At 62.6% G+C, this 23,545-nt stretch carries 14 protein-coding genes; 1 reads left to right on the plus strand and 13 read right to left on the minus strand.

Features of this window, described 5'->3' with window-relative positions; all coding sequences use genetic code 11:
- Positions 1–90 precede the first annotated feature (90 nt).
- The 10 genes from FFV09_RS23360 to FFV09_RS23405 form a co-directional block, all read right to left on the minus strand.
- The gene (locus FFV09_RS23360) at positions 91–1,998 is read right to left on the minus strand and encodes a bifunctional homocysteine S-methyltransferase/methylenetetrahydrofolate reductase (RefSeq protein ID WP_141450138.1); all 1,908 of its coding nucleotides are present in this window, start codon (positions 1,996–1,998) and stop codon (positions 91–93) included.
- Positions 1,998–4,436 (minus strand): 5-methyltetrahydropteroyltriglutamate--homocysteine S-methyltransferase, encoded by a 2,439-nt coding sequence (gene metE, locus FFV09_RS23365; protein ID WP_141450140.1) that lies wholly within the window; start codon positions 4,434–4,436, stop codon positions 1,998–2,000. The genes FFV09_RS23360 and metE overlap by 1 nt, the downstream gene beginning before the upstream one ends.
- Before the next feature lie 469 nt (positions 4,437–4,905).
- Positions 4,906–10,383: a diguanylate cyclase gene (locus tag FFV09_RS23370; protein WP_141450142.1), complete on the minus strand. Its 5,478-nt coding sequence runs from the start codon at positions 10,381–10,383 to the stop codon at positions 4,906–4,908.
- 230 nt (positions 10,384–10,613) lie between these two features.
- On the minus strand, positions 10,614–11,495 hold the full coding sequence (locus FFV09_RS23375) for a DUF6612 family protein (RefSeq protein ID WP_141450143.1): 882 nt from the start codon (positions 11,493–11,495) through the stop codon (positions 10,614–10,616).
- Between the two features lie 165 nt (positions 11,496–11,660).
- Positions 11,661–12,299, minus strand: coding sequence for a hypothetical protein (locus FFV09_RS23380; RefSeq protein ID WP_141450145.1), 639 nt, complete (start codon positions 12,297–12,299; stop codon positions 11,661–11,663).
- A 184-nt stretch (positions 12,300–12,483) separates the two neighbouring features.
- Complete coding sequence (locus FFV09_RS23385) at positions 12,484–13,107, minus strand: DUF4241 domain-containing protein (protein ID WP_141450147.1); 624 nt, start codon at positions 13,105–13,107, stop codon at positions 12,484–12,486.
- Positions 13,108–13,238: 131 nt separating this feature from the next.
- Positions 13,239–13,970 (minus strand): cytochrome c oxidase assembly protein, encoded by a 732-nt coding sequence (locus FFV09_RS23390; RefSeq protein WP_425472335.1) that lies wholly within the window; start codon positions 13,968–13,970, stop codon positions 13,239–13,241.
- 202 nt (positions 13,971–14,172) lie between these two features.
- On the minus strand, positions 14,173–14,685 hold the full coding sequence (locus FFV09_RS23395; protein ID WP_141450151.1) for a DUF2243 domain-containing protein: 513 nt from the start codon (positions 14,683–14,685) through the stop codon (positions 14,173–14,175).
- 330 nt (positions 14,686–15,015) lie between these two features.
- The gene (locus tag FFV09_RS23400) at positions 15,016–15,534 is read right to left on the minus strand and encodes a MarR family transcriptional regulator (protein ID WP_160441822.1); all 519 of its coding nucleotides are present in this window, start codon (positions 15,532–15,534) and stop codon (positions 15,016–15,018) included.
- Positions 15,535–15,785: 251 nt separating this feature from the next.
- Positions 15,786–16,883, minus strand: a complete 1,098-nt coding sequence (locus FFV09_RS23405; RefSeq protein ID WP_141450154.1) for a phosphotransferase — start codon at positions 16,881–16,883, stop codon at positions 15,786–15,788.
- Positions 16,884–17,103: 220 nt separating this feature from the next.
- On the opposite strand from FFV09_RS23405, the gene FFV09_RS23410 reads away from it, so the two are divergent.
- Positions 17,104–17,904, plus strand: a complete 801-nt coding sequence (locus FFV09_RS23410; RefSeq protein WP_141450156.1) for an SDR family oxidoreductase — start codon at positions 17,104–17,106, stop codon at positions 17,902–17,904.
- 183 nt (positions 17,905–18,087) lie between these two features.
- Here FFV09_RS23410 and FFV09_RS23415 read toward each other — a convergent pair whose 3' ends face one another.
- From FFV09_RS23415 to FFV09_RS23425, 3 genes are all read right to left on the minus strand, one after another.
- A complete protein-coding gene (locus FFV09_RS23415; protein ID WP_141450158.1) occupies positions 18,088–19,617 on the minus strand; it encodes a methyl-accepting chemotaxis protein in 1,530 nt (509 codons plus the stop codon).
- Between the two features lie 154 nt (positions 19,618–19,771).
- Entirely contained in the window at positions 19,772–20,959 is a 1,188-nt protein-coding gene (locus tag FFV09_RS23420) for a glycoside hydrolase family 88 protein (protein ID WP_246098428.1), read from the minus strand.
- Positions 20,956–23,508 (minus strand): heparinase II/III domain-containing protein, encoded by a 2,553-nt coding sequence (locus tag FFV09_RS23425; RefSeq protein ID WP_141450160.1) that lies wholly within the window; start codon positions 23,506–23,508, stop codon positions 20,956–20,958. Before FFV09_RS23425 ends, FFV09_RS23420 begins: the two co-directional genes overlap by 4 nt.
- Positions 23,509–23,545: the final 37 nt, after the last annotated feature.

The following is a 23,545-nucleotide window of genomic DNA, read 5'->3' on the forward strand; positions in this document are numbered from 1 at the left end:
CGTCCGTCTGCCTCGGCAAACGGTTCGGAAAGCTTTTTTACTGCGTTTGGTTGCGCTGCGCTTGCCGGCAGCCGAGCCGGGAAGCCTCGCTTACCGGGCCGGCCGCGACTGGATCAGCGCCCGCTTGCCCGCGGCTTCGTGCACGTACCGCGTCAGTTCCGCCGACTGCTCGTAGCGCAGAAACGGAGTCATAATATAGACGCCGCCGAAGTATTCCAGAATCGCGTCGATCAGCGAGCGCGAGATCGCCATTCCTTCCTGCATCGCGGCTTCCTTGTCGTGTTCGTGCCGCTGCATGCGGGCGAGAATCTCGTCCGTCAGGCGGATGCCCGGCACTTCGTTGTGCAGAAAAGCCGCATTTTGCGAGCTGATCAGCGGCATGACGCCGATAAAGATCTGCTGCTTGATATGCTTCGTCGCGTGGTACAGCTCCTCGATCCGGCGCTCGTCGTAGACCGGCTGGGTCATGAAATAATCGGCACCGGCCGCGATTTTCTTCTCCAGGCGCTGCACGCCTTTTTCGAGATGGCGCCCGTTCGGATCGAACGCCGCGCCGACGGAGAAGTTGGCCCGCAGGCCGAGCGAACGGCCCGACGGCAGACGGCCTTCGTTGAACTGCTTGCACAGCTTGATCAGGTCGAACGAATTGTAATCGTAGACCGAAGTCGCGCCCGGCACGTCGCCGACTTTGGACGGGTCGCCGGTAATCGCGATCATCTGGTTGATGCCCGAAGCGGCCAGGCCCATCAGATGCGACTGCAGGCCGATCATGTTCCGGTCGCGGCAGGCGACGTGGACGAGCGGCTTGACGCCGTACTTCTCTTTGACGACCGAAGCGAGCGATTCGTTCGCGATACGCGGACTGGCCAGCGAATTGTCCGCCAGCGTCAGCGCGTCGATGCCCGCTTCCTTGAGCGCCTGCACGCCTTTGAAGAAGCCGTCCGTGCGCAGCGTGCGCGGCGGATCGAGTTCGACGATGACCGAATGGTCTTTGGCGGCAGCCGCTGCGTGAAATGGAATCTCGGCAGGCGGACCCTCCTGCGCAGCGGACAGCTGTTCGGCTTTTTCCCGGACTTCGATCCGCCCGAACGGCACAGGCTCGGCATCGTCGGACCGTTCCGTTGTCTTCTCGGTGATCGGAGCCGCGCCTTTGACCGCTTCCACCATCGCCGCGACATGCTCCGGCGTCGTGCCGCAGCAGCCGCCGATCAGGCGGACGCCTTCGCCGCGCAGTTCCAGCGCGCTGCGGCCGAAGTAATCGGCGCCCGAGCGATAGCGCAGCCGTCCTTCGTTATACTCCGGCAGGCCGGCGTTCGGATACGCCGACAAGAACGCGTGCTTGGGCAGCGGAACCTGCTTCAGGTAGCGGGTCATATGGAACGGGCCAAGCCGGCAGTTCAGGCCGACGACGTCCGCGCCGAGACCTTCGAGGATCGCGAACATCTCGGTCAGCGTGCTGCCGTCCTGCAGAAATCCCGAATCCTGGGTCGAGACCTGCGCGACGATCGGCAGATCGGTCTTCTGGCGCGCCAGCGTGAGCGTGGAGCGCAGTTCTTCCGGATCATAGAACGTCTCCAGCAGCAGGCCGTCCACGCCTTCGCCGAGCAAAGACTCGATCTGGCGTTCGTTGCTGCGTTTGATCTCGCCGAGCGTCACTTCGCCCGGCTTCGTGCTTCGAATGCCGCCGATCGTGCCAAGCACGTAAGCGCCGGTTCCTTCCGCGGCCGAGCGGGCCAACCGGGCGCCCGCCCGGTTGATCGCTTCCAACTCGTATTCCAGATTATAGCGCTTCAGCTTATGATCGTTCGCCGCATACGTATTGGTCTGGATCACTTCGGCGCCTGCGCCGAGATACGCCTGATGGATCTGGCGCACCTGCTCGGGCCGTGTCAGGTTCAGCTCTTCGAAACAGCGGTCGATGCCGTTCAAGTACAGCAGCGTGCCCATCGCGCCGTCGGCGACGAGGACTCTTGTTCGCAGTTCGTCGAGCATCCCCATTAGCTGTTGCCGCCGGCTGCTCCGGCGCCTCCCGCCGCTCCGGCCTTCGCGAACTGTTCGCGCAGGGCGACTGCGGAAGCGACCATCGTCTTCAGCGAAGGAATAACTTCTTCTTCGCGGCGCGTCTTGAGGCCGCAGTCCGGGTTGATCCAGAATTGGGCCGGATCGAGCACTTCCAGCGCACGCTGGGCGATCGATTCGATCTCGGATTGTTCCGGCAGGCGCGGGCTGTGGATATCGAATACGCCGAGGCCGATCCCTTTGTCGTACGTGCCGTCTTCGAACGCCGTCACGAGGTCGCCGTGGCTGCGCGCCGCTTCGATCGAGATAACGTCGGCGTCGAGGTCCGAAATTGCCTGAATGATATCGCCGAATTCGGCATAGCACATATGGGTATGGATCTGCGTCTCGTCCTGCACGCTTGTCGTCGAAGCGCGGAACGCATAGACCGCTTCGTCCAGGTACGACTGCCAGTCTTCATGCTTGAGCGGCAATCCTTCGCGCAGGGCAGGCTCGTCGACCTGAATCATGCCGATGCCCGCTTCTTCCAGCGCGCTCACTTCGGAGCGGAGCGCCAGCGCGATCTGGTTCTGCACGACCGAACGCGGCAGATCGTCGCGTACGAACGACCAGTTGTAGATCGTGATCGGACCTGTCAGCATGCCTTTGACCGGCTTGTCGGTCAGCGACTGCGCATACGCGCTTTCGGTAACGGTCATCGGGCTGAGCAGCTTCACGTCTCCGTACAGGATCGGCGGCTTCACGCAGCGCGAACCGTACGATTGCACCCAGGCGAAGCCCGAAGTGGTGAATCCGGCCAGCTGCTCGCCGAAGTATTCGACCATGTCGTTGCGTTCGAATTCGCCGTGCACGAGCACGTCGATGCCGATCTCTTCCTGAATCCGAATCCAGCGTTCCGTTTCGGCGTGCAGGAACTGCACGTACTGCTCTTCGTTCCATTCGCCTTTTTTCCACTTGCTGCGGGCTTGGCGCACTTCCGTCGTCTGCGGCAGACTGCCGATCGTCGTCGTCGGCAGCAGCGGCAGCGGCCAGTGCTTCGCCTGCACGTCGCGGCGAACCGCATACGGGGACAGTCGTTCCGGACGGCGCGCGTCCAGCTTGCCCAGCGCGTCGCGAACGGATTCGTCATTGCGTTCCGGCGAAGCGTTCAGCGCGGCAACGGCTTGTACGCTCTCGGCGATCTCGGCGGCTACCGCTTCTTCCCCTTCGTTCAACGCTTTGACGAGAACCGCGATCTCGGTCAATTTCTCGTCGGCGAAGCTCAGGCCGTCGCGGATCTTGCTCTCCAGCGCCTGTTCGCTGCGGGTCGTAACCGGCACGTGCAGCAGGCTCGACGAAGGCTGCACGAACAGTTCCTTGGCGCCGGCAGCCTGCTTGATGCGGCGCAGCAGGTCCAGCTTCACCTGCAGGTCGGAACGCCAGATGTTGCGGCCGTCGATCACGCCGGCTCCGAGGATCTTGTCTTGCGGGAAGCCGTGGCGCTCAAGCGCCGCCAGGTTGCGGCCGCGGTCGTGGACGAAGTCGAGGCCGATCGCCTGGACCGGCAGCTGCACGATGTCTTCGTAACGGGAAACGGATTCGAAATACGTTTGCAGCAGGATGTTCAGTCCCGGCGCCGCGGCGCGGAACGCGGCGTAGATTTTGTTGAGGCGGGCGATGTCTTCGTCGCTCGTCTCCAGCACGAGGATCGGCTCGTCGATCTGTACCCATGTCGCTCCGGCTTCGCCCAGTTCCTTCAATACTTGGGCATACAGCGGAATGAGTTGATCCAGCAGCGTATCGAACTTGCCTTCTTCGATGCCGCGTGCAAGCTTGAGCAGCGTAAGCGGTCCGACGATGACCGGCTTGCCGTCGATGCCAAGCTCTTCTTTGGCTTCCAGATAGAAGGCCAGCGGACGGTTGACGGTCAGCTTCGGCGTCAGGCCCTGCAGTTCCGGCACGATATAATGGTAGTTCGTGTCGAACCATTTCGTCATCGGCGAAGCGGCGAACGCTTTGGTGCCGCGGGCTACGGCGAAGTAGGCGTCGAGGCCGTAGGCGCCGTTCTCGCCCGGAGCGAACACTTTCGCTTCGGCATCCGCGGATGCGGGAGCTTCTTCGTCATGCGCGCCGGTCGCGCAGTTGCAGTTCTCGTCGTGGGCCGCGGTGTTCGCTCCGCCGGTGAAACGCTGAGGCACGAGGCCGAACGTGAACGCCGTGTCGAGCACGTGGTCGTAGAGCGAGAAGTCGCCGACCGGAATAAGTTCCGCCTGCAGGTCGCGCTGTTTTTGCAAATAGCTCAGACGCAGTTTTTTCGTTTCGCTTTCCAGCTCCGCCGCGTCGATCTTGCCGGACCAGTGCGCCTCCAGCAGTTTTTTCCATTCCCGTTTCTCGCCGATTCTCGGATACCCCAAATTCGAACTTTTCGCTTGACTCATATTAATCTTCCTCTCTGTCGGTTATTGGGACAAACCTGCCTTCCGGCGGCTCGCCTTGGACTTTGAGTATGATCATAGGCAGAGGAGCGCCAAGTGTCAATCGCCCAGGGAAGCTTCCCAAACGGCGTTATAGGCAAATTCCATGCTTGGCCCTCGGAATTACGGATAACGGAGAAACCAACCTCTGCGGGCTGTCTGCCCTTTATCCCTTGCCTGGCAAGGCTTCGGAAGCTTTTGCCGCATCCGGCGCCGATCGCGCCCCGGATTCGTCTATATCTTCAGGCTATGGCTTACTATAGCAAACGCGCATAAGCCTTTTCGGGCGGCCGCACGCAAAAAGCGCGCAGGCGGGGAAGAACACTCCCTGCCTGCGCGCTTGTCGCGCTTGCGATTGCGCGGCCGGTCCCGCTGCGCCTGACGTCCGGATCACGCCGGGATAGCGGCCGGATTCCGGTTCGGCGTTTTCCGTCTAGGCGGAAGATCCGTCCTGGACCGCCGGCGTTACCCGGTTGCGGCCGCCGTGCTTGGACCGGTACAGCGCTTCGTCGGCCATTTTGTACGCTTCTTCCTCGCCCAGTCCCGGTCCGCGCATCCAGACGGCGCCGATCGACGCGGTCACGATGCCTTCCTGCGGATTTTTGGCGTGTTCGATGTTCAGCTCCGTGACGGCGAGGCGCAGCTTCTCCGCATACGCGAACGCGTCTTCCTGCTGCATGCCGGGCAGCAGGATGCCGAACTCTTCGCCGCCGAGGCGGAACGCGAAGCTGTGACCGCCCTGTTTCGCCGAAAGTTCGCGGATGGCGTCGCCGAGCCGCTTCAACACCCGGTCGCCTTCGTAATGCCCGTACGTGTCGTTGTACAATTTGTAATGATCGATATCGAGCATGAGATACGCGAGCGGGGTACGCTGGTTGTTCGCGCGGGCGATGCTGCCGGCAAACACGCTGTTGAAATGGCGCCGGTTGAACAGCCCGGTCAGCTCGTCGGTCACCGACAACCGCTCGATCAGATTGAGCGAACGGTTCAGTTCTTCGTTGTTGCGCTCAAGCGCTTCTGTCCGTTCGGCCACGATCTCTTCGAGATGGTCTTTGTGGCGCTTGAGTTCCTGCTCGGCTTTTTTGCGCGCGGTAATGTCTTTGACCGTTCCCTGCACCGCGGGCTGTCCCCGGTACGAGACGCCGACGACTTTGTTGATCGCCATAATGACCCGGAATCCGTCGCGGTGCAGCAGGGCCGATTCGTATTCTTCCGGCGCTTCCCGCCCGTCGATGCGGTTCTCGTAATAGCCGGCTACCCGCTCGACGTCTCTTGGATGGATAAAAGCGTCGTAACGGGCGCCGATCATCTCGTCCGTCCGGCAGCCGACCATCTCGGCCAGCGCGTGATTGACGTACACGAAGCAGCCGCCCTGGATCATGAAGATGCCGTCCTGCATATTGTCTACCAATTCCCGGTATTTGGCTTCGGATTGTTCGAGTTCTTCATATAAGCTGGCATTTTCGAGCGAAAAGACCATGTCCCGCGACAGCAGGTTGATGATCTTCATCCGTTCCTGGGTAAAAGCGCCCGTGACCAGATTGTTCTCCAAATAAATGACGGCTACCGTCTTGTTCTGATTGATCAGCGGCATGCAGACGAGCGAACGCGGCCGGTTCTGGCGAATATACACATCGTCCGCGAGCCTGGCTTCCGTGCTGGCATCGTCCAAAATGACCGTTCTGCCGCTGTCTTCGACCGATTTGAGCAGCTTTTCCGGCAGCCGGTCGTACAGCGTCTCTCCGTGCACCGTCACCGAAATCCGGTCCTGGTCCGGCAGGTAGCGTCCTTCGACCATCATCGGACTCTGGCGCAGCACGATGCAGCCCCGCTGCGCACCCGCGTTTTTGATCACGATTTCCATCAGTGCCTGAAGCAGGTGGTCCAGCTCGATCTCGCGCGAGATCGCCTGCGAAGCGAGCAGCAGCGCGTCGAGGTCGAGACTGTCCGACGAAGCGCCCAGGCTGCCGGGACGCGTCCGGTCAAGGGTTCGGGAGACGCCGGCCGCCAAGCGGGATTCGTTCAACTGCCGCACTTTGCTCTCCGCTCCCCAGACGGCGTAATAATAGACCGCTTTGCCCCGCAAATACGTTCCGTATTCGCTCTGCCCCCGTTCCAGACGGAACGCGGCGGACAATTCGAAGCTGAGCGCTTTGTAGCGCACCGGGGCGCTGCGCTCGGCTTCGCCGGACGCGAGATCATACCGCGCGAACGCTTCGGAGGTCCGCCCGTTCAGGCGCGCCCGCTCCGCCGCGAGCAGCCGGACATGCCAGGCGAAATTGCCCGGATTGTGCTTGTGCCAGACCCGGAAACGCCGGAATTCCCGCCGCATCCGATTGTGCCTGCGCCGGCGTACGGAAGCGTCCGCGGAAGGCGGCGCGTAGGCGCAGATCAAGAACGCGTACAGCGCAAACTCTTCCATAAAAGCCGAACCCGCCAAAGCTCCGATGAAGGCTTCGGCCCGCTCCAGAGCGTCGGCCGCTTCGCCGTAATGCCCGCCGGTGAACAGCTGCTTCATTTTGTACACATGGTAAATGGCGATGCCCGACTGGTAATTCGCCTGCTCCAGCTGCTCCAGATAAGCGCTCTCGCTAAAGTCCGGTCCATTGAACGACAGCGGATCGTCGAGCAGGCCGGCCAAGCCGCGCCACTGCTGCCGTGCCAGCCGCGCCGTCGCCAGCGCTTCCCGGTGCCCCGTGTTTTCGATCAGGGCGATATACCGGCCGCTCTGCTCGATCTGGCCGCTCAGGTCGAGATCGGGATTCCACAAGTTGACGTAATAACACGCATGCGCCAAATAAAGCAGATTGCCCGAGCGCTGCCCGGATTGCACCGCTTCGGCGAACGCGTCCGGCAGCTGCCGCCACGGCTCTTTCCAGACGCGGGCGAACAGCGCGAACAGCACCTGTGCCGCGCTGCGCGACTGAAGATCGTCGAAGCGCTCGTTGATCCGCAGCGCGAGACTGCCGAACTCGTACGCTCCGCGAATATCGCCCATGCCCGACAGCAGCAGCGCGTAGCCGGTAAAAGCAAGCGTCGATTCCGGCGCGATGCCGTATTTGAGCGTCAATCCCGCTTTCTTCAGCACGATCAGCCCGAACAGCGGCTGCTCGCCGGAGATAAACGCCGGCGGAAACATGCCGATGAGCAGCCGCATCGCCAATTTGACGCGCGGATCGCTCATCTCGGGCCCTTGTTCCAGCTTGCGGACGGAAGTGGAGGCAAGCTTCAGCTTGACGCCGGCAAGTTCCGACAGCACCGCCGGCATGCCGGCTTTTTCCGGGAGCCGGATACCGAGCCGCGCCAGGCCGCTGCGTCCCGCCTCGATCGATTCCTTCATTAGACCGAGGTAGAAATAATAGCCGGCCTGCATCTCGTACAGCTTCGCCCGTTCGAGCGAATCGCGGGCCTGCGCGGCCAGTTCGGCGCAGGCGGCATCCGCTGCTTCGATCCGGCGGCACAGATAGCCGCATTCGGCGTAGAGCGCGAGCACGTCCCGGGCAAGATCGGGCTCCGTCTCCCAGCGGCGTTCGCCCAGCAGTTCGAGCGCGGTGCCCGCCAGAGCCAACGCGGTATCGTAGCCGTAAGACGCTTTGGCCGCCGCCGCGGCTTCGACGTTCAGGCGGATCAACCGGCCGAGTTCGGCTTCCGACTCGATCCAGGCGCGGCCCGCGTTCAAATGGGCGGCTGTCTCCAGCCGCTCGTCCGCACCGATCGGCGCGATTCGCCCATGCCGGCCTTGCCGGCCGAGCAGGGCGCGCCCGATCCGCAGATGCAGGCGGCCGATCTCGTCCGGCGTTCGCAGTTCGTACGCCGCCTGCTGGATCCGGTCGTGCCGGAAGCGGAACCGCTGCGCCTCCGGCCCGGCCCCGGCGGCCGGGCGAAGCCCCGCCGTGCCCGGCCGTCCGGCGCTGCGCCCGAACGATTCGCCTGCGCGATCGCGCACGATCAGTTCTTCGGCCAGCGCTTGCGCCAGCGCGCGGTCGATGACCCCGGCTTCGCTCTCGCCGAGGTCGATCAGGCGATCGCGGTCGAAGCCCGACCCCAGCACCGCGCCGAGCGCAAGCACGCCGAGCGTGTCCGGCGACAGATGGCGCAGCCGCTCCATCAGCAGGCTCAGCACGCTGCCTCTGACCGGAAACGCGGCGATTGCCTGCGCTTCCCAGTTCCATCGGCCCTGCAGCGGCTCGTAGACGAGCCGCTTGTCCCGATGCAGCTCGCGCAGCATCTCCCGCGCGAACAGGGCGTTGCCGCGCGTATGCTGCCGAATCGACTCGGCCAGCGGAGCGATCCGCTCGCGGTCGGCGTGCAGCGCGTCGGCGACGATCTCTTCCAGCGCCTCTACGGTCAGCGCGCCCAGTTCAAGTTCGGTCACGCCGCGCAGGGCGCCGATCCGCTGCTGCGCCTGCCGCAGCGGATGGCCGGCTTCGGCTTCGTCCGAACGGTAGGCGCAGACGACGCACAGTCCGCGCAGCTCGGGATCGAGCAGCAGCCGCTCGACGAGCTGGATCTCCGCGGCATCCGCCCGGTGCATATCGTCGAGGAACAGCAGCAGCGGACGTCCGCCGTCCAGCAGGCCGCGCGCGAACGCGGCGAACGTCATGAAGAACCGGTTCGTGTCTTCCGCCGGGCCAAGCGCGGGCAGCTCCGGCTGGGGACCGATCCAGTCCGCAAGTTCGGGAATCAGGCGCAGCACGAGCGAGCCGCTTCCGGCCAGCTCGCGGCGCAGGCTGCGCGCCGTCTCCGAATGCTGCGGCTGCGCATCGCCCAGTTCTTCGCCCATCCGCACGATCAGCCCGCGGAACGCCTCGACGACGGCGGCATGCGGAACGCTGCGGTTGTACGGATCGCATTTGCCTTCGGCAAACCGCCCGTTATGGCGGGCGACGGCGGGCCGCAGCTCGCGCACGAACGCCGTTTTGCCCGCGCCCGCTTCGCCCGCGACCAGCACGAGCCTCGGCGGCGCGCCGACAGCGGCGCCGAGCGCCGATTCCGCCAGACGAAGCTCGCTCTGCCTGCCGTACAGACCGCTCGGCAGCTCGAAGCGCTCTGTCCGGTCGCTTGCGCCCGGCTCGAATGTCTCTTCGCCCGCCAGGCAGCGCAGCAGGTCCGCCTTGATGCCGTAAGCGCTCTGATAGCGGTCTTCCGGCGATTTGGCCAGCAGCTTCATGATGATGCCGGACAGCGACCCGGATACGGCCTCCGGCGCGACCTCATGCGGCGCGACGGGCGTCTTCGCCATAAGCGAATACAGATACTCCGGCGCTTCTTCTTCCGGATACGGCTTCGTTCCGGTCGCCAGTTCGTACAGCGTGACGCCGAAAGCGTAATAATCGCTGCGGGCGTCGGGGCCGCGATTCAGCCGGCCCGTCTGTTCCGGCGACATATACGACAAACTGCCTTCCGGGTGTTCGGCCTGCGGCGGAGCCGGTTCGCCCGGCGTCGTCTCGGCCGACAGGCCGAAATCGATCAGCCGGAGCGTATCCGTATCCCGGTTCCAGATCAGGTTGGCCGGCTTGACGTCTTTGTGCAGGACGCCCCGCGTATGCACTTCGCCCAAAATATCGATAAAGCCCGCCATCGCGCGCAGAAAAGAAGCCGGATCGGGCGGGCTTTCGGCCCAAATCCGGTCCAGCGACAAGCCGCCGACGTCTTCCTGCTCCAGCAGCAGCAGCCCGCCGCGCTCTTCCAGACGCAGCGGACGAATGACGCCTTCCACTTCGGCGCTCAGCCGCTCAAGCAGCCGGTATTCCCGCTTGAAGCGGAACACTTCCTGCGAATCGGCCGAGCCGCCCCGCAGCACCTTCAAAATGACCGTCTCGCCGGTCTCGCGGTTTACGGCGCGATAGACCGCCCGGCGGCCATATTCGGAAAAGGTCTCTAGTATGTTGAAATGATCGATTGTTTGCATGTCCGATTCCACCTTTAACCGCACAATTTCATCTGACTTCTAGCATATCCGATAACGCCGGACGTGGGAAGCGTCTCCTGCGCCTGCAGCCTCGCCGCAAACGCAAAAAAAGCCGGCCGCGAACGGCGCGGCCGGCTTTTGATGGGTCTTCTTGCGATGGTTCTTCTTACGATGGTTCTTCTTGCGATAGGTCCACTTGCGATCGGTCTGATTGTCGAACGGTTCCGGTCTTACTTGACGCCGTCGATGACTTCCTTGGGAACTTCGATCGCCTCGATCTCGTTATGCTTGGAAATCGTGCTGTTCATAATCATGTGCATCTGCATATCCATTTCTTGACCTTCGCCCGCCGCGCCGGTCATCGACATGGTCATGTCCACGATCGATTTGGTCGGGTACGACGTTTCTTTGTTCACGGCGTAAGTCAGCTTCATCTCTTCGATGTCCATTTGATCCAGCGCGGCGGCCGTTTGTTCGTCCGTGTTCGCGCCCATCATTTCCGAAGCCATCGATTTGATTTTGTCGCCCGACAGGTCGGCCGTCAGGACGTAATCGTCGCCTTCTTCGGTCACTTTCATGTCCTGGGCTACCGATTTGAACTGTTCGAACGAGCTGTCGAGGTTGGCCGTGTTCTCAAGGCCCGCCATGATCTGCTCGCGGTTCTCTTCGGGCAGCTTCGTCCATTCGTCGTTCATGCCCATGTAGATGGCGTCTTTGGTAATATACTGCTTCACTTCATTGGTCGTATCGCCGGTCTGCGTCGAGATCTCCTGGTACGCGCTCATCGGCTCGACGACCATGTCCGTGTTCAATTTCGTTTTGGAAGCCGTTTCTTCGCCGTTCAGCGTCATCGTCTGGTCCATGTCCGCGACCATATTGTAACTTTTCAGTTCTTTGCTCGCGGCCTGGGCTTTGTTCAGCAGTTCTTCGGCCGTCGGCACGGCAGCCGTCTCGGCAGGTGCCGCGGTCTCCGCTGCCGGTGTCTCGGTCGTCGCCGGCGCGGTCGTCTCCGCTACCGGTGCCGCCGTATTGGCCGCTTCTTCATTGGTGCTGCATGCGGCAAGCGCCGCCATCATCATGACCGACAGTGCGGCCGTTCCCCATTTTCTCATCTTGTTATGCCCCTCTCGATTCTAGTAAAAATCTCTCTAAGATAAGTATGTCTCTTAGCCCTATTAACCCAAACGGCTTTTGCTTTAACGCAATTCCGCAAATTCGCGCCGTAAAAGCGTAAATCAGGACGATTTTCCCTTTTTTGAAAAGAGTGGGGTGCGCGGTCACCGACGCTGCTCCGGCAGCCGGTTCAGCCGCTCCGCCAAAGCTTCGGGCACAGGCTGGCCGCGCAGATACGCAAGCGCCGACGGCTCGGCCCCGTGCTCGTGCAGATAGGCTTCGAGCCGCTCCGCTTTGGCGGTCCGGTCCATCAGCGTGTAGGCCGCGAACCAGATCTCGGGGCTTGCGATGCGCAGATCGCCGCCGCCTGTTCCCGGCAGCGCCGGCAGCCGGCAGATGCCGCGCTGCGTGCGCACGGCGAACCCGCCGATGATCTCCACTTCCGGCTCCGTGCCGTCCAGGCGCAGCTTGTACGCGCTTCGGTACAGATCGCTTGGCCCGTCGGCGTCGATGATCGTGTAAGCCGCGAGCGCCGCCCGGATTTCTTTTTCCGAAGCTTCGGTCATAATGTCCCAGTCGCCTACCGTGTCCGTCAACCCGAGCCCGAGCAGCATGCCGCTGCCGCCGATGACGTAGTCGATGCCGCCAAGTTCCAACTGCCGCGTCACCTCGCGCAGCACGCGCCGCTTATCGCCCGGTTCGGCGGAGCCGCGCTGCGGCGCCTCCGTTCCCGCGTGTTCAACCGGCCGTGCCGGTTTCTTGCCCATGTCCTTCACCATGTCCTTCATCCCCTGTTCCTTCAAGCCTGCCGCCGACCTCCCGGGCCGGCTTTTTCTGCATTGTATCACGAAGAACAGGCGCCGCACGCAAAAAAAGAGCGCAAAAAAGCGGGAAGCGCTTATGCGCCGCCCGCCGCCGTACCTGATCGCCTTGCCTATAGCCCCGACTGTAACCCTATTTGGAAAAGCCGGCCGTTCCGCTCAAAACTTACGCTTCGCGGTCTTCCTTCAGCACCTGGAAGTCCGTCAGCAGCGAGACGACGTTGTCCTGCTCGTCCAGGCCCCAATAAGAAGCGTACACGCCGTCGCCGTACCCGGAAGTGAACAAGATGACGTTCAGCCCGTTCTCTTCGTCTGCGGCGAGATTGCCCCAGACGCCGTCGTGTTCGTCCAGCACGTCTTCAACGAGGTTGTCGTACAGGCTGATGTATTCGTCGCCGAGTTCTTCCTGCAGCCGAAGATCGAGCATCTCGACCGCCCGGATCGCGTCTTCGTCGGCAAAACTGCCCAGTCCGGCATCGACCGGATAGCCGAAGATTTCGTCTTCGCCGAGCGAAGCCGCATCCTGGCCCGGACGCACCGCGAGTTCCCAGCGCACCGGCTTCGTATCGGACAGGCGCATCTCCGCGCCCGCAATCGCGCCTTCCTGCTCGCTGTGCCATGCGTAGACGGGATAAGTGCCCGGCGCGACTTCGTACACGAACGGTTCGACGCGCGAAGTGAGCGGATCGCAGGCTACAACGCGGCCCGACACGATCTTGACCGGTTCCAGCGGCTGCGGACGCAGCGCCCCGCCCGTAGGTTCCAGCAAATCTTGCAGCAATTTCGACATCGTATCTCTTCCTCTCTGTTTCTGGAATTGGCTTTGGAATTGGCTTTGGAAAACGCTTCAATTTAGGTATACCCATTTTCGTTACGTATCCCTCATTTCGCGGATTTCGAACTTGCTTGCGCGCGAAGCGTTCAGCCGAAATCGGCGCGGGAAACGGTCGAAGCCGAAGCGATCGTGCGTCCGCTGCGCTTGTACCAGGCGGAGCAGAACAAGACGATCAGCAGCAGGTCGACCGCGTCGCCGCCGTAATACATCAGCTGCGCGCCCGTATGCGCATCCGCGACCGTCACGCCGGCCGGCGGCGACGCGTACAGATATTTGCCGAGAATGCCGTGCGAAGCAAACGCGGCGATCATGACGCATGTGCGCAGCTTGAAGCCGGTCCGGTGCGGCGCCGGGTCGATCGGCAGAATCGACGCCGCGAACAAGTAGCCGGCCGCGAATACATGCAGATGCACGGCGGCATGCAGCGCCGCCGAATGGTGCATGGCCGTGTACAGGCCGGTCGTATACAGCAGCCACAAGCCGCCGAAGTTTAGCGCGGCCGCCGTGACCGGATGCGTCAAGACGGCGGCCAACCGGCTGCGCAGCAGTGCGGACAATCTCCGCGCCCCGGCTCGCGGCAGCGTGCGCAGCAGCAGCGTCATCGGAGCGGACAAGACGAGCAGCAGCGGTCCGAGCATGCCGAGCAGCAGATGGCCGAGCATGTGGAACGTGAAGCTGCCGTGCGCAAGCCCGGCGAGCGGGCCGGCGACGGCGGCTGCCGACAGCAGCACGCCCGCGCACCAGAGCGCGACGCGATACGCCGGCCAGCGCTTGTACCGGCGGCCGGTCAGCACGGCCGCCGCCGCGTACGCGAGCATGAGCGGCAGCGCGACCGCGAGCAGCGGCAGCAGGTCGTAGGCCCAGCCGGCCAGCAGCCCGGCCGACGATCCATCCGGTGCAGACGCCGGCGTGGGCGCGTGGCCGTGCGAATGCCCGGCATGCCCGCCGGCCGCGGCCGCGTAAGCGAAAGATCCGAATGATCCGTTTTCGAATAATCCGTACGCTAATGATACGCCCATATCAGCGCCGCCCGGTCCGTTCGCCCGAACGGCCCGAAGTTTCGCGGGTCCGGACGATCATGACGACGCCCGCGACCAGCAGGATAACCGCGATGATATTCCAGGTCCAATCGTACGCGGTCAGATCGACGCCGTAACGGATCTGATGCAGCTGCATCAGCTTATGCTGCACGATGCCGTCGTACAGCTGGAAAAATCCGGCGCCCGTCAGCACGCCTGCCCACCAGCGGGCGACGAACCACGACCGTTTGCGGCGCAGGTCGGCCAGCATGAACAGCGAAGCTACCGTGGCGAACCAGCTGAGCGCATGAAACAGTCCGTCCGACACTAGGCCGACGGAAGTCGTCGATTTGTCGTAAAAATGATGCCAGTGCAGCAGTTGGTGGAACACGGCTTCGTCGACGAACGCGACGCAGCCGACCCCGAACAAAATGCCCGACCACAAGCTGCGGGTATGTCCGCTGCCCGAAGCGCTCCGTCCGTTGGCTTCGGCATCGTTCGAAAATGTCGTCATGGCTTTGCCTCCTTTTGGCCGGACCGGATCAAGACTTCGCCGGACCGGCAGTAAAAAGCCCTGTGTATGTTTACCCGTTCCCTTGGCGTTCGAACGCGCGCCGGCGGACATATTCGAAGAGTTCCGCTTCTGCCGGACACGCAAAAAAACCGCCGCATGGAGACGAAAGCGTCTCCTGCGGCGGCTTATGTAGAAGGAAGAGTGTCCGGCATGCCCATAATGGCTTAGGCACGGACGGATGAAGCGGGTGAACGGTTGGAGCGGGTGAGCCGTTGAAACGTCTGACGGAAAGTGCTTGCACAAACGGCTTGCAGCCGAAGCTTAACTGGCTTAACGCGCCTGACCGGCCGTGAACGGCTGGCGTTCGAATTCGGCGCCGGCATGCCGCAGAAATTCGCCGACGAAAGCCAACTGCTCGCCGCTGTAGGCGCCGAGGAAGACGCGGAACCGTTCTTCTTCGTTCTCCAGCAGGCGGCTGTGCGTCTCGAACACTTCGCGGCCTTCCGGGGTGAGGCGATAATAAATTTCTTTGCGGTTGTGGCGCATCCGTTCGCGCTTGACCAATCCTTCGCTGACGAGGCGCGTGCCGATCTTGGTTACGCCCGCGCGGGACAAGCCGATCTTCTCGGCAATCGTCGTGCCGTTGATCGGTTCGTGCCGCCCGATGCATTGAATAGCGTTGACGACGGTGAGATTGCCGACCCGGCTGCCGGTCTCCTCGTCCTGGATCATGGCCCGAAGCCGCGAAGGCTCCGTTTGTCTATGACTTTCGTACCGGTGCAGGAAGTCTAGGATCTGCCCGTATAATTCCCCCGGTGCCGCGTGATGGCGGTAAACGCTCGTTTCCATAGCATTCGCTCCTTGCCGATATAATGGGTGTCGCATGAATGAGAGAAGGAAAGTGAATCTGTCGTTGAGAACAATATATCCTAATTGAGAATGATAATCAACTTGAATTTTAAAAAAAGATTTGCCGCGTATCCGGAAAAGCACGTCGAAAAATGCCGAAAACAAAGGAAAACCGGCCAAACCTTCGCGGTTTAGGCCGGTTTTCCATTCTCAATTAGCTCCATACCTGCTTCCTCAATTAGCTCCCTCGATTAGCTCCATACCCGCTTCAATCGCCGCAGCAGCCCGGCTTCTTCGCCGACCATGCGGTCCAGATCGCGGGACAGGGCGCGCGCCTGCTCCGCCAGCACGCCCGGACCGTCCGTCCCCTGAAGATACCGGGTCAGGAAATGCAGGAACACGTCCACTTTACGCAGCCGCATCAGCAGCGGAATCGCTGCGATCTCGGCCGGTTCAAGCCGTACCCACCGACCGAACCCCGCTCCGAACGCAAGCACCGGATCGGCATTTTCCGCAGCCTCATAAGCGGCGAATTCCGCGCCTCCCGGCCCGCTTTCGGGGCTCGGCGCCTGTTCGGCCGCCGCCGGCAGCCCCGACAAGATGACGGCCGCGTCCATCGCCCGAACGTCGTACGTGCAAAATTCGAAATCGAGCAGCGCTGCGATCCGCTGCGGCGCTGCCGCTTCGACCAGCAGGTTCGATGCGTTCAGGTCGCCGTGCACGAGCTGATGCGGCAGCTTCCGCAGATTCCCGAGCTCCCGCAGCAGCCCCGCGTACTCTTCCGCCAGCCGGCCAAGCTCCGCGCCGACGCCGGCAAGTTCCGCCGGAGGCCGCGCGCAAAATCCGGCCGTCTCCCGCTCTCCGCACAGCGGATACGCCTGTTCCAATTCGTAATAAGGCCGGTACGCCGGCGGCAGCTCTGTCCGCACGCGCGCAAGCGCCCCGGACAATTCGCCCGCCGCTTCGCCGAAAGAACGCAGCGGCCGACGATCGTCTCCGCCGGGCGTGACGCCTTCGATATGCTCGAATACACAGGCGTAACGGCCGCTGCCGTCTGCCAGTCGAACGATCGTCTCCCCGCCTGCCGTTCTTCGCGGCACCGGCGTCCGGAACGTCAGCTCCTCGCCCGCAAGCCGCATCAGCACCTCGTGCTCGAACCGGATCTTGTCGACGTCGCGGTGCGTCTCGTACACCCGCAGCACGTACTTGCGGCCGCCGTGCCGCACGAACCGCGTCGTGTTGTTCCACCCTGCCGCCCCGGCTTCGGGCGTCCCGGAATAATCCGGCCAATACTGCCGGACGACGGCCTCCAATACCCCTTGCGCCGCTTCGCCTGCCGTTCCCGCCATGCCGATCTCCCCCGTTGCTTTTTGGTTTGGTTTTTCCTTTTTACCGTATCGGATTCCATTATACCGGGCCGCTTCGGGCAAAAGAAAGACGAAGACCGAAGTTGGTCTGTACGACTTGCGGTGATTCTGATCGGCCAAGACGGGTAAATTGTGTAAGATTCGGTTTCGCTTCGAGAGCGACGCAACTTTTATTCGGACATCCCAGAAGGAGGAAACGAACATGGCTATTTTTTCGAACAAAAAAACGATCTTTATTACCGGTGCCGGCAGCGGGCTCGGCAAAGGGACAGCTATCGGGCTGGCGCGGGCGGGACACAAAGTCATCGCGACCGTCGAGACGATCTCGCAGGTGCCGGAATTCCGCGAATACGCCAAGTCGGAAGGGTTGGACATCCTCGTGTTCAAGCTGGACGTGAACAATCCGCTTGACCGCGCGCAGGTGGAAGAACACGACTTCGATATCTTCGTCAACAATGCCGCGATCGGCCATACCGGTCCATTCGCCGAAGTGCCGGTGGACAACGTACGGCAGGTGTTCGAGACGAACTTCTTCAGCTCGATCGAGCTGGCCCAGATCGCCGCGCGCAAATTCGTGGCCAAGAAAAAAGGCAAAATCGTCTTCACCAGTTCGATCGCGGGTCTGAGCGTCAATCCGTTTCTCGGCCCTTACTGCGCGTCCAAGCATGCGCTTGAAGCGTTGGCGCAGGCGCTCCAGCAGGAACTCGAAAATTACGGCGTGCAGGTCGCGACGATCAATCCGGGACCGTACAAGACCGGGTTCAACGACATGATGTTCGAGGAAAAAGAAAAATGGTACGACGAAAAAACGAACTTCACCAAACGTTCCGACCTGGCCAAAGGCGAGCAGATGCTGGCGCAGCAGTTTGATCCGCAGGACATGATCGACAAGATGGTCGAGATCATCCCGCAGGACAAGCACGCGTTCCGCACCGTCTGGCCGGAAGCGTCCGAACAGCAGGTCAAAGAGTACCAGGCCAAGCTGTGGGAACAGAAGATTTAACGGCGTAGCTCCAAGACATACCCGAAAAAATACCAAATGCGAAATACAAAAAAGGAAGAAAGCGCGGAGTTCCACTCCCGGCTTTTTTCCTTTTTTTGCGTTTTGGCGTCTTGGATTGGCGTGTCCGTATGTCGGTATGCCGCTGCGCCAACGTTCACGGCTTCGCAGACCGCCGGCACCCGCTCAAGCGCCGAAGCGCGCGCGGAGTTCGCCGGACAGCCGCTTGAGCTCCTGCAGTTCGCCGTTCATATCCAGACTGGCTTCGACCTGATGCTGCGCCGTGCCGCCGAATGAACGCAGCGCTTCCGACGTGCGGCCCGCGACGGCCGATACGCCGTGCATTTCGACGGAGATCCTCCGCGAACGCTCGGCCAGTTCTTCGACCCGTCCGCCGATCGTGTCCACGGAGCCGATCAGTTCCGACGCGCTTCCGTCCGCTTCTTCCAGCAGCCGGATCGCGTCGGTCATCTGCGCCAGCCCGTTCTCCGCCGTCTCCCGGCTGTCTCGCATCCGCAGCGCCGACAGCCGCGTCTCCTCGCGGATACCGCCCAGAATGCCGTTTACTTCTTCCGCGCTGCTGCGGCTCTGCTCCGCCAGCATGCGGATTTCGCCGGCCACGACCGCGAAGCCGCGTCCCTGCTCGCCCGCCCGGGCCGCTTCGATCGAAGCGTTCAGCGACAGCAGATTGGTCCGGTCAGCCACTTCGCGGATTGCCGCCAGAATCCGGTCCGCCTGCTCGGCGGATTCGTCCAGGCCGCGGATCGTCCGCTCCGTATCGCCGACTTTTTGCGCCAACTTGTCCATGCCCGCGTGCAGGCGCTGCATTTCGCCGACCGCCTGCGGCAGCAGCGAGCGCGCATTTTCCGCATAGCTCCCCGCTTCCCGGGAAGCTTCGCGCGTCTCTTCCACAATCGCGTAGATTTCTTCCAGATTGCGCCCTGCGCGCTCGACCGACTGATGCTGAAGTTCAAGCTCCGCCGACACTTCGCCGAAGGAGACCGACAAACCGCGTCCCGATTCGCTGATCGTTTCCGATTTGGCCGCCGCCGATTCGAACGTTCCGCTCAGCCGGGCCGACATGTCGCGCAGCGTGGCGAAAGCCTGTTCCAGCTCCAACCGCTTCGCTTCGCGTTCTTGTTCCACCGCTTGGGCGAACCGCTTTTTGGACACGATCTGCCAGCAGACCGCCCCGCTCGTCAGCAGCAGGAAGACCGCGTGCAGCAGCAGCATCGTGAACGTATACGTCTCGCTGCCGAGATACAGCCCGGTCATCCAGAAAATGGCCGCCACGTGCACGACCGCGAAGATCGCCGTCATCAGCGCGACGAGGGCGACGCTTTCGTAGAAGACCAAAAAAGCGACGACCATAAAAATCGAAAAATGGAATTCGACGTAGCCGCCTCCGCCGGACGTGATCGAGAGGCTCGCGAACGTCAGCGACAGCGTATTGAGCAGCGGCACCGCAGCGTGCTTATCATCCCGCGCATACAGGAGCAGAGCCGCTCCCAGCAGCACGGCGGGCAGAATCAGCAGTACGTTCAGCAGGAGCGTACTGCCGCCCCCATGCGCCGCATGATGCATCGCGCCCATGGCGGAATCCTGCATCAGGCGATCGAAAATGCCGAGCGACCGATTCAAATAGTGGATCAAAGCGGAAAAAAGCAGCGTGCCGGTCGTCAGATACAGCATGAGTCGATTTTGTTTGGCGAGCATGGGTGGGCCTCCGATGTACGTTGTATTTTGCCATATTAAATTGCTTGTGACTTATTATTCGACATTTAACGACAATAAATCAAGAGGTTTTTGTCGAATCGGCAAAATTATTTTCGTGACTTTGTTCGGCATCTTGTTCAAAATCACCCGCAATTCACCCGCCCCAGTCCGGTTTGAGTACCCGCACCAGCGCTTCGAAATAATAATAATCGCCCCAGATCGTGCATTCGTCGACACCGATGCCGCGCGGTTTGTTGTACACGCCGTGCCGAAGCACGCCGTTGGAGCTGCCGCTGCCGACCGTCGTATAACCGGCGTCCAACGCGCTCAGGATCGCTGCCGCCCGGCGCTGCGTCTCCGCCTGTTCCGGGCTGCCCGCCGGCAGCGAGCGCGCCAGCTCCAGCAGGCCGCAGGCGGCAATCGCCGAAGCGGACGAGTCTTTTTCCTGTTCCGTTCCGTTTATAAAAGCCAAATCCCAGTAGACGACGCCGCCCGCCGGCGTACGCGCCGCGAAACGGTCGGCCAGCCGCAGCGCAAGCTGCATCAACTGCGGATCGCGGGTATGACGATAGCTCAGCACAAAGCCGTAGATGCCCCACGCCTGGCCGCGTGACCAGCACGAATCGTCGGCATGCCCTTGATGCGTCGTGCCGAACTTCGGCGCGCCGGTGTCGGCGTCCATGTAATACGTATGATACGTCGTTCCGTCGGGGCGCACGAGATACCGCGCCGACTGCCGGGCATGGTTCGCGGCATACTCCGCATAGCGGGGATCGCCGCTCTGTTCGCTGGCCCAATACAGCAGCGGCAGGTTCAGCAGGCAGTCGATGATCATGCGGCCGCGCTCGGCCGAATCGTTCGGATCGCCCCACGCCTGAATAATGCCCGCCTGCGGCAAATACCGGGCGGCCAGCAGATCCGCCGCGAGCAGTCCGGCTTCCCGCGCCTGCGGATTGCCGGTGATCCGGTATTCGTTTACCGCCGACAGGCTGTATAGAAAGCCCAGGTCGTGCGTATCCGTGCCGAGGCGCCGGTCGAGCCGGTTCCGGTAATCCGGCAGCTGGCTCTCCGCCGCCCGGCGGTATTTGCTCTCGCCGGTCAGCTCGTAGGCGAGCCAGAGCATGCCGGTCCAGAAACCGGACGTCCATTCGAAGTTGGCGATCGCCGGATAGACGCCGCCGACGCTCGACGGCGCGGGATAGGCGCACGGGCCGAACGTGTCCAGCCCGGCGTCGATCTGCTTGAGCGCGTAGGCGGCGGCGCGTTCGAACGCCGAACGTTCCCCGTCGGCGCCTCGGCTCCGGCCTGCCGGAATTTGAGCTTGCATGCGAATCGGCTTCATCGCAATCCCTCTCTTTCTTCGCTATGTGCGTGCGAATCGCTGCCCGTTCTCCCGCTCTCGCCCGGCGAAACGCCCGGCTGCACAGGCCGGTTGAATGCCAGGCGGAAGCCGCTGCGGCCGGAAGCCATCTGCCGTTTCCACAAGCCGGAACAAGCTTCTCGCCGCAGGCCGGCGGCCCGGGCCTCGGCGCTCCCTGCTCCTTCGCTCGCATCGGTCGCCGCGGCCTGTTCGCCTTCGCTTTCATCGGCCGCATGTGCCGCCGCGCCCACGTCCGCCGCCGGCGCTTCCAGCGCAAAATGGCACCACGCTTCGCCCGCAAGCGACGTGTGCGCACTCAGGCCGCCGCGGTAATCGATTACGGCGGCCGCTTTCGACAGCGAGCTGAACAGGCAGCGGCCGCCGAGCTTGAGATAGCTGCCATTATGCAGCGACACCCGCTGCAGCCGCCCGGCCGCGTCGTAAGACAGCGTGCTGAGCAGCGCATCGGTGGACAGCGCCCCGAACGCGGCATGCGCATTGTCGTGCATGACCCGTCCGTCGGCGCGGTTGTTCACGTAAATTTCGATCCGTCCGCCTTCCGGGGACTTCAATACGAGGCCCTGCATGTCCGGACTTTGCCCGCTCGAAAGCGCCGGGTTTTCCGGGTCTTTCGAGTTTCCCGGATTTCCCGCGTTTACCCGTTCTTCCGGGTCTTCCGTCCCATCCACTCCGTCCGCCAGTCGGTTCACCTCAAGCCTGCCCCCGTCTGCGAGAGGCAGCAGGAACACGCCGACGAACTTTATCCGTCCGTCCGCCGAAGCGGAGCGGATCTTGACGTAATCCGCTTCGGGAAACACGTCTTCCGGTCCGCTGCCCCGGGCGTAACCGTTCCGGTAGCCCTTCTCCCTGACGTATTGCTTGTGCACCGGATACGGGTGCATCACATGCAGTTCCCGCTGCCCGTCCGTACTCGACAGGATCGGCTCCGCCGTGCCGCTCTCGATCTTCAAGCCTTCCGGCAGATGCAGCAGCCCTTCGAACAGGCCGCCGCGCTCGGCATGCAAATCGTCGACGAGCACCATCGCCCCGTCGAGGCACAGAAAATGCCGGTAAAACCGCCGGTACAACCCGCTGTACGGCCCGGCGCAGTCGGCCAGCACATATTTGTAGCCCGGCAGGTCGATCCAGTCGGGAATAGAACCGGGGAATTTGGTCCCTTCCTCGATCAGCGCGGGCGGCTGGCCCGCTCCTTCGAACAGCACGACATTGTGCGCGGCGGACTGCCGGTAATATTGATTGTACAGCGGCTTGGAGTAGGCGCAGTGGCCGGAATCGTCGACGAACGCCTGCCCGTCGATGGTCAGGATGAACGTGCCCGCGTCCAGATGGTTATGGTTCCAGCTCTCGCCGGACCGGACGGCCAGCACGATCTGCTGCATGCCGCTGCGCCAGCGGACGAAGGCGGTGCCGGAATGCGCGAACACGGCGACACTTTCCGCCCCGGCGGACAGCGGCGCAAGCGTCTCCAGTCCTTCCGGGTAAAAAGCGAACTCCGCCGCTTCGGACGGATCGCCCTTGAGCGCGGCGAACAGGCCGAGCAGTTCGCCCCGGCGCTGCAGGTCGGCCAGCCGGAGCCAGACGTACGCATGCTTGCTCCGGTCGCCTTCGTCGCCGAAATGGAATGTACCGATGCCGCCGTCCGCCGCGGCGTAGATCGTCTCCAGATAGACGTCCGGCAGTTTGTCCAGCACCGGCAGTTGTCCCAGCGAAGAGTCGCCCGTTCGCCGGCGGTACGCCGCTTCGAACACGAAGAAATTGCCGAGTGCATAATCCAGATAGCCCATCGTCTCGGCATAATCGCCGTCCGGGCCGAAATTCGGCGGCTTGTTCTGCAGCACGCTGCCGGGATACGCAAACCATTCGCGTACGCCTTCCGCGATCGTGTGCAGCGCTTCTTCCGCATGCGGCACGCGGTGTTGAAGCGTCAGCAGCAGCAGGCCGGCCGCCGACACGCAGACGATCCACCAGTTATGGCCCATCGTGTCGAGCGCATGGATCTTGTCGGCCGGATGCAGCCAATCGCCGTACAGCGGCAGATACGCTTTAATGTACAGCGCCGCTTCGATCCGCTCCCGTTCCTCCGGCGCGCACGACGCGCGCACCGCTTCGTACGCCGACGACAGATACGTCCCGATGTCCGCCGTCCACAGGTCGGACTGCCGGCCGCCGCCGCTTTGATACGTCCAGCTCTCTTCTTCGCCGATCAGCGCGATCAATCCGCGCACGAGCGCTTCCACTTGGGCGCTGCCGGTCATCCGGGCGTAGAACGCAAGGTTCTGCGCTTCTTTGGCCAACTGGCGTACTTCGTTGCCGAGCGTAAACCGCTTGCTGCCGCCGTGCGTTCGCCAACGCTGCCGCAGCGTATCTACCCGTTCCCGCGCCGTCGCCAGCCAATCGGCATCCCGCGCGGCCATCCCGGCCGCATACACGGCCCAGCCCCGCCGCATCGCCGGCTCCGCTTCGATCAGCCGCCTCGTCCGTTCAAGCGTGTCTTCGTCGTATACAAGCATACTGGCGTCCTCCCGCAAGCGGCTCCGGCGCGATATT

Source organism: Saccharibacillus brassicae (assembly GCF_006542275.1).
Lineage (GTDB): Bacteria > Bacillota > Bacilli > Paenibacillales > Paenibacillaceae > Saccharibacillus > Saccharibacillus brassicae.

Coding starts and splice junctions, on each gene's coding strand:
- FFV09_RS23405 (WP_141450154.1), bottom strand. CDS start 16,883: ATGGCGGGAACGGCAGGCGAAGCGGCGCAAGGGGTATTGGAGGCCGTC.
- FFV09_RS23385 (WP_141450147.1), bottom strand. CDS start 13,107: ATGTCGAAATTGCTGCAAGATTTGCTGGAACCTACGGGCGGGGCGCTG.
- FFV09_RS23360 (WP_141450138.1), bottom strand. CDS start 1,998: ATGGGGATGCTCGACGAACTGCGAACAAGAGTCCTCGTCGCCGACGGC.
- FFV09_RS23420 (WP_246098428.1), bottom strand. CDS start 20,959: ATGAAGCCGATTCGCATGCAAGCTCAAATTCCGGCAGGCCGGAGCCGA.
- FFV09_RS23390 (WP_425472335.1), bottom strand. CDS start 13,970: ATGCTCGCGTACGCGGCGGCGGCCGTGCTGACCGGCCGCCGGTACAAG.
- FFV09_RS23370 (WP_141450142.1), bottom strand. CDS start 10,383: ATGCAAACAATCGATCATTTCAACATACTAGAGACCTTTTCCGAATAT.
- FFV09_RS23425 (WP_141450160.1), bottom strand. CDS start 23,508: ATGCTTGTATACGACGAAGACACGCTTGAACGGACGAGGCGGCTGATC.
- FFV09_RS23410 (WP_141450156.1), top strand. CDS start 17,104: ATGGCTATTTTTTCGAACAAAAAAACGATCTTTATTACCGGTGCCGGC.
- metE (WP_141450140.1), bottom strand. CDS start 4,436: ATGAGTCAAGCGAAAAGTTCGAATTTGGGGTATCCGAGAATCGGCGAG.
- FFV09_RS23375 (WP_141450143.1), bottom strand. CDS start 11,495: ATGAGAAAATGGGGAACGGCCGCACTGTCGGTCATGATGATGGCGGCG.
- FFV09_RS23400 (WP_160441822.1), bottom strand. CDS start 15,534: ATGGAAACGAGCGTTTACCGCCATCACGCGGCACCGGGGGAATTATAC.
- FFV09_RS23415 (WP_141450158.1), bottom strand. CDS start 19,617: ATGCTCGCCAAACAAAATCGACTCATGCTGTATCTGACGACCGGCACG.
- FFV09_RS23395 (WP_141450151.1), bottom strand. CDS start 14,685: ATGACGACATTTTCGAACGATGCCGAAGCCAACGGACGGAGCGCTTCG.